We start from the raw sequence: 6,158 nt of genomic DNA, 5'->3' as shown, positions 1-6,158 counted from the left end.
GCGTTGTGGTCGTACACGATGATTTTTGTAGCGACTTTTGCGGCTGTAAAAGCCGGTCCTAAACTCTTTTTGATAAAAGCCGTCTGCTCATCCTGAGGCATCAAAAGACTGGGATTATTACCGGGATGCAGAGGTTCGTTTTGTACCGTAATGGCATCAATCCGAATCCCTTCTTTTTGCATTTCCTGAATGTATTTCACCAAATAGCGTGCATACACATCGTAAAATTCGGGTTTTAGACTGCCTCCTTTAGAGGCACCGTTGGTTTTCATCCAGGTAGGAGGCGTCCAAGGCGAACCCAGAATTTTGATTTGGGGATTAATCTTTAAAATCTGTTTCAAAACAGGAATCAGTTCCTTTTTTTCTTCGGCTAACGTAAATTGAGACAAAGTCGGGTCTGTTTTACCGGCGGGCATATCATTGTAGGTAAATACGTGGTCACTCAGGTCCGAAGCTCCAATGCTGATGCGAAGGTAACTAACCCCAATATTATTTTGGTCGGTGGCAAAGAGTTCCTGAAGTAATTGCGCACGGTCGGCGTTATTCATGCGGGCAAGCAGCTGCGCACTTCCTCCCGTGAGGGTATAGCCAAAACCGTCCATGGTTTGGAAACGTTTGGTATCATCCACATAAATGCTGGGTAGGGTATTGGTTATTGGACCAAAGACAGATTTGTTAAACTGTTTTTGAAACAAAATGGATTGGTCCGACTTCGTAATCCAGAGTTCAGCTTCCTGAGCGCGGGCAACCAAAGTCAAAAAAAGTAAGAACAGTAAGTTAATTTTCATAAATAGATTGTTGACAGGATGGCACTATTCTTAAACAATCAATCCCGAAGGTTACTTTCTATAAAAAGTAACCTTCGGGATTGATTTCATTTTTGAACGAAAACTCGTTTTATAGCTTTCTAACCCAAATATTACGGAATTGAGTTTTATTGCCGTGGTCCTGAAGGTGAATCACATCATCACCGTGTGCTTCCGGATAATTGTGCAACCCAATGTAAAGCGTTAATCCATTGATAGTTGAATTGTTTTGAACCAATACCCCGTTTAAGAAAACAGTAATGCGGGCAGGGGAATCAATGCGACCGTCTGCTTTGAAACGAGGCGCTGTATAAACTACATCATAAACATTCCACTCCAACGGGCTGCGCATTGGGTTGACCAATGGCGCGTGGTCTTTGTAAATACTTCCTGCCTGACCGTTGCGATAGGTACGGTTTTGGTACGAATCCAAGATTTGCAACTCGTAGCGGTCTTGGAAAAACAAACCACTGTTACCGCGTCCTTGGCTGGCACCTTCTACCAAGTCAGGGGCACTGAACTCAAGGTGAAGTTGGCAGTCGCCAAATTTCATTTTGGTTTTGATATCACCACTTTTGGGCACCACTTCCATGTGGTCGCCATTGACGATTTTCCACGGAGCTGGGCTGCCGTCTTTAGAAGATACCCACTGCGAAAGGTCTTTGCCGTTAAAAAGGATAATTGCATCCGAAGGCGCATCGCCTGCATTTTTACCGGGAGTAACTACGGCTACTTCTGGTTCCCAAATTTCGGTCATTTCGGGTTTCATCGGCATGGGAGAAACGGCAGGAGGAGTACCACCGGGAACTTGGGCAAATCCAATGGCACCACAAGCCGCCAAAGAAAGGGTCAAAAACGTCTTTTTCATCATTTGTTATCTAAATTAGTAGGAGTTTGATTACAATAATTACTTAATTCATCTACCAAAGAAAGTAAACTGTATTTTTTAATGTCACAAATGTAAGTTTCTGCCCAAAATCTGAGCAGTTGGATTTTGGAGAAATAAAAGAAGGGGTGGATGAACTCCAATTTGTTTCACTTACCAACGTTCCTGCCTCCATACTTTTTGCTGGTGATTTCCCAAAAAAGTCCACGTTACAATGCGGCTTTCTTTTTGTCCTTGCGCCATCTCAATGGTCTGGGTGTCAAAAACTTTTACTTTTTTCAGAGCTTTGTACAAAAAGGGCAACGTTGTTTTTTTAGAAACCAAGGATGTAAACCAAAAACACTGGTTGGAGAATTGGACACTTTGTTCAATCATTTTAGTGACAAACGCCTTTTCGCCGCCTTCGCACCATAATTCATTGTTTTGACCGCCAAAATTCAAGGTGTCTTTTTGAGGTACTTTGTCACGCCCCAAGTTTTGCCATTTACGCTGCGTACCTGCCGAAGCCTCTGCCTGTGAGGCGTGAAAGGGGGGATTGCACATCGTAAAATCAAATTTTTCGTTGGGCTGAACAATGCCTTTGAAAATATTGGAAGACGAGGATTGCAAACGACATTCAATAAAGGGAGTAAGCACTGGATTGGAAGACACAATTCGCTTGGCAGCCTGCAACGCTTTGGGGTCAATATCTGACCCGACAAAAGACCAGCCATAGCTTTGATGGCCAATGATAGGATACACACAGTTGGCTCCCACGCCAATATCCAGCCCGGCAACTGCCTTGCCGATGGGAATGACGTTATCATTGCTGGAACCCAACAAATCGGCTACGTAATGAATATAATCGGCGCGTCCGGGAATGGGAGGTCGCAAGTAGTTGGCAGGAATATCCCAATGCTGAATTCCGTAAAAATGGGCAAGAATAGCCTTGTTGAGCATTTTTACGGCTTCGGGATTGGCAAAATCAATGGATTCGTCTTGGTATTTATTAAGCGAAACAAAAGGAGCCAATGCCGGACAGCTTTTGATCAATGCGTTGAAATCGTAACGAAAACGATGGGGATTTCGAGGATGAAGACCTTGTTTTTCAGAGGATGCTGATTCTGCGTTGGATGCCATTAGAACACGTTAATTTTTTAAGACAACGCAAGAAATTAAAAAATCATCCAATATTCCTTAAAATGAGTATCCTACGGCGATGTTTAAAACCAGATTTTCTTTTCGCCAACTTTTAGTTCTTAAATCAAATTGATTAAATACCCAACGTTCATTTTCGGGTAGCCACGGTTTTCGGAAAGGTACTGCCAAATCAAATCGTAAGAGAACAAAAGGGGTCACAATACGCAGACCTAAACCACCGCCAACGGCCACCTGTTTGTAGAATTTGTTGGTAAACACAGCATTATCTTCCGGTGGATAAAACGAATCGTCGAAATTGCGATACATCCAGATATTTCCCGCATCGGCAAATAGTGCACCTTCAAAATAGTTGGTGATTCTCAAACGCAGTTCGCTGTTTACTTCCAAACGAATATCGCCGTAAGCAACGTTCCCAAAAATATTCGCTGTGGCGGTGTCTAATTTATAACTTCCGGGACCCAAGGTGCGTGCCCGAAAAGCCCGGATTCCGTTGGTTCCACCTGCAAAGTACTGTTTGAATTGAGGTAACGATGATGAATTACCATAAGGAATTCCCAATCCCATCAAAAAACGACTGGCCCAGCGAAGACGCGGACTTACATTGCGATAATAACGGACTTCGGCATCAAAACGCGCGTATTGTTCATACGGAATTCCGAATACCATTCCTACTTCGTCACGACCTTTGGCGATTAGGCCCGCAATGTTTCCGGCAATATCAACCCCTCCCGTAATGACAAAACTATTTTTGCTCAACGGGCGTGGAGTAGGTGTATAGATAATGTTGTATTGCGCGCCTAAAATGAGACGATTTTCCAGAATTTTGAAGTAGCGTAACAAATCCTGAGGTTTAGTCATCGGATCTGTAATAAGTTTTACAAAATCTTCTCCATTAATAATTTTCGGTTGGACTATATTGAGGGCAACGGGTAAAAATGTATGTTCTATTTGGGTATTTTTTCGCCAGCTATATCCCCAATTCAATTTTATGGAAGTTTGCCTATAAAGTCCTTGTTGAGTTAACTGTTCAAAACCGGTTGTCAGTGTTGTTTTAGGTAAAGTTTGATTTTTTTCGGGTCTCACTTTATAAAAGGGTAAAACAAAACGCGGGAATGATAGCTCGGCTTCAAAACTCGTTCGATAATAATTGCGTATTTTGGTAGTGGAGTCAATCCGGCCCCCTATCTGCACGTCTAAACCCGCATTGGCCGTAAGGCGCAGTTGCTCCGCTCCCTGGAAAAGATTTCGATTGAGCCAAGTTAAGCCCACTTGCGAGCCCGTCAGGTTATTTGATTTGGTGACGGCGCTGATTTCTGCTCGGAGGGTTTTCTTTTTTAAAGGAGTCAAATAATAATAGACATCCAGCAAGGCAGAATCAGAGCGGGGCAATAGCTCGAATCGGTTTTTGACAAACTTAAAATTTTTCAGGTTAATCAATCTCGAAAGGGATACATCGTGCAATTCGCTGTTGTAAAGCGCACCTCTGCGAAACCCGATGGCATCATAAAAAATGCGCGGACGATAGGCTTGCGAAGGGTCTATCACACGTATACTGCCGCGTCGGCCGGTTACTCCTGCCAACGTATCTTTTTTCAATTGACCATTGTCAGCAATGACGTAAATGTTTTGTATAAAATACGTCTTCAAAGCCAATTGTGTCGTATTTGGTTTCAGTTCGACGTATAAATTAGCTTCATGATTGTTGAGATTCGTGTCCGCTTTTACAATCATATAATCGGGTCGAAAATAATAGAAACCGGTCTTTTTGAGCTCTCGTTCAATGCGGTTCCGCTCTTCTTCAATCACTGCTAAACGATAGGGGTCGCCTTCTTTCAGCAGTGTATTCTTTTGAGTAAGAGTCAGATTTTTAGAAAAAACGGAGGTGTCTTTGGTAATAAAAGAGACGTTCTTTAGGGTATATCGCTTGCGCAATTCCACGGTGTAAATGGCTTTGACCTGCCGTTTTTTTTCTGCCAATTCACCCGAAGCGGCAGAGCGGAAATACCCTTCATTGTTTAAATAATTGGCGATGTATACACTGTTGGTGGTGACGGCACGCTTGCTCGCAAATACGGGAGGTTCTCCAAAACGCGTTCGAAACCAACCTTTAAAGCTTTTCTCTTTTTTAGGTTCACCCAAAAAATAGTACATCCAGACTTTGTACGGAAATCCCAGAATTGTTTTGTTGGGTTTTGGTCGCAGAATAGGCTCCAGCTCCGATTGTACGGCTTTTGCGGTCTTGGCAGATACGTTGGAATCGGGCACCATCTTTACTTCAGCGCCCACGTACAGGCTCTCATTAGGAGGTAGATAACGCGATACCGAGCAGCCTGACAAAACAACCGACAACCCTAAAAGAAAGATATAAGTAAATCTGCAACTCATTTTTTAAACATTTCTTTCAATTTGTCATAATCCATCACAACTGCAAAACTTACGCCGGTCTCCACAATAAATCCTTCTAAAACAGCCTGATACTGATTTTTACGATAGGCTCGCAAAGCATAACGTCCATCACGGCTCAGGTTATAGTTAACGTTTACGTTGTCAATGATTTCGGTAGAACGGGCAGCACGAGCACCGCTTTCAATTTCAAAATTACGCCCTACATTAACCGTCAGACGGTCGTCCAGAAAGGCTTTACTCAACCCTACGTTCAAGTCCGTTTGAGCTGCAGTACCACTCGCGGTAGCCACTGAAGTAGAGTTCAGATTAAAATCCAGTTTTACTCCCTTAATCAAATCAGAAGCCAACATATTGAGTTGGTCCGTTAGGAGCTTACTCACGCTTTCGCGCGCAATCAACTCAGGATTGACACTCGAAAAGAAATCGGAAGATTGCTCGCCGGAAAATTTATTGAGTACTAAAAGTGAAAATACCTGTTTGTTCATTAAAGCTGGATTGTCTTTAAATTCATTAAAAACTCCGTCGCTTTCTATTTTAGAGACCTCACCCGTTGATAGTTTTGTCTTATCGGGCTGAATGCCAAACGTGATTTGAGGTTTATCCAAACTTCCCTGCATTTTGAGTAACACTTGCAGGGGAATTTTTTTGTTTTTATAATCCGTCAAATTCGGTACAAGAGGAGTCAACTCGGCCGTTACAGGATATACCGCCGTAATATCTACGTCAGCTTTCATTGGGTCACCTGTCCAAATCAAACGGCTTCCTTTCTGAATCGTAAATCCTCTTTTTAGAATCTCAAACGTCAGGTCGTACGAGCCTTGCGTCAATTCATACAGTCCCAAAATAAAAACTTGACCGCTGGGCGAAATCCCCGCGTTAAGTTGAGCGTTTCCTCTCACTTTCAGGTTGTCGCCGTTAAG

5 protein-coding genes are annotated in these 6,158 nt (G+C 43.0%); all 5 read right to left on the bottom strand.

The window, feature by feature from the left end; translation table 11 throughout:
* Window positions 1–788 (bottom strand): glycoside hydrolase family 30 protein (locus tag Q0081_RS21925; RefSeq protein WP_409034088.1); only part of this gene is annotated, 788 nt, incomplete at its 3' end.
* A 109-nt stretch (window positions 789–897) separates the two neighbouring features.
* Window positions 898–1,674, bottom strand: a complete 777-nt coding sequence (locus Q0081_RS21920) for a DUF1080 domain-containing protein (protein WP_298358572.1) — start codon at window positions 1,672–1,674, stop codon at window positions 898–900.
* Window positions 1,675–1,845: 171 nt separating this feature from the next.
* Complete coding sequence (rlmF, locus tag Q0081_RS21915; protein WP_298358569.1) at window positions 1,846–2,811, bottom strand: 23S rRNA (adenine(1618)-N(6))-methyltransferase RlmF; 966 nt, start codon at window positions 2,809–2,811, stop codon at window positions 1,846–1,848.
* A gap of 57 nt (window positions 2,812–2,868) precedes the next feature.
* A complete protein-coding gene (locus Q0081_RS21910; protein WP_298358566.1) occupies window positions 2,869–5,217 on the bottom strand; it encodes a BamA/TamA family outer membrane protein in 2,349 nt (782 codons plus the stop codon).
* Window positions 5,214–6,158: translocation/assembly module TamB domain-containing protein (locus tag Q0081_RS21905; RefSeq protein ID WP_298358563.1), on the bottom strand; the 945-nt coding region annotated here is incomplete at its 5' end. The genes Q0081_RS21910 and Q0081_RS21905, both read right to left, overlap by 4 nt.

This window comes from Runella sp. (assembly GCF_027484545.1).
Classification (GTDB): Bacteria; Bacteroidota; Bacteroidia; order Cytophagales; family Spirosomataceae; genus Runella.
Note: the sequence above shows the minus strand (reverse complement) of the source record. Positions and strands in the feature narration are given on the sequence as shown.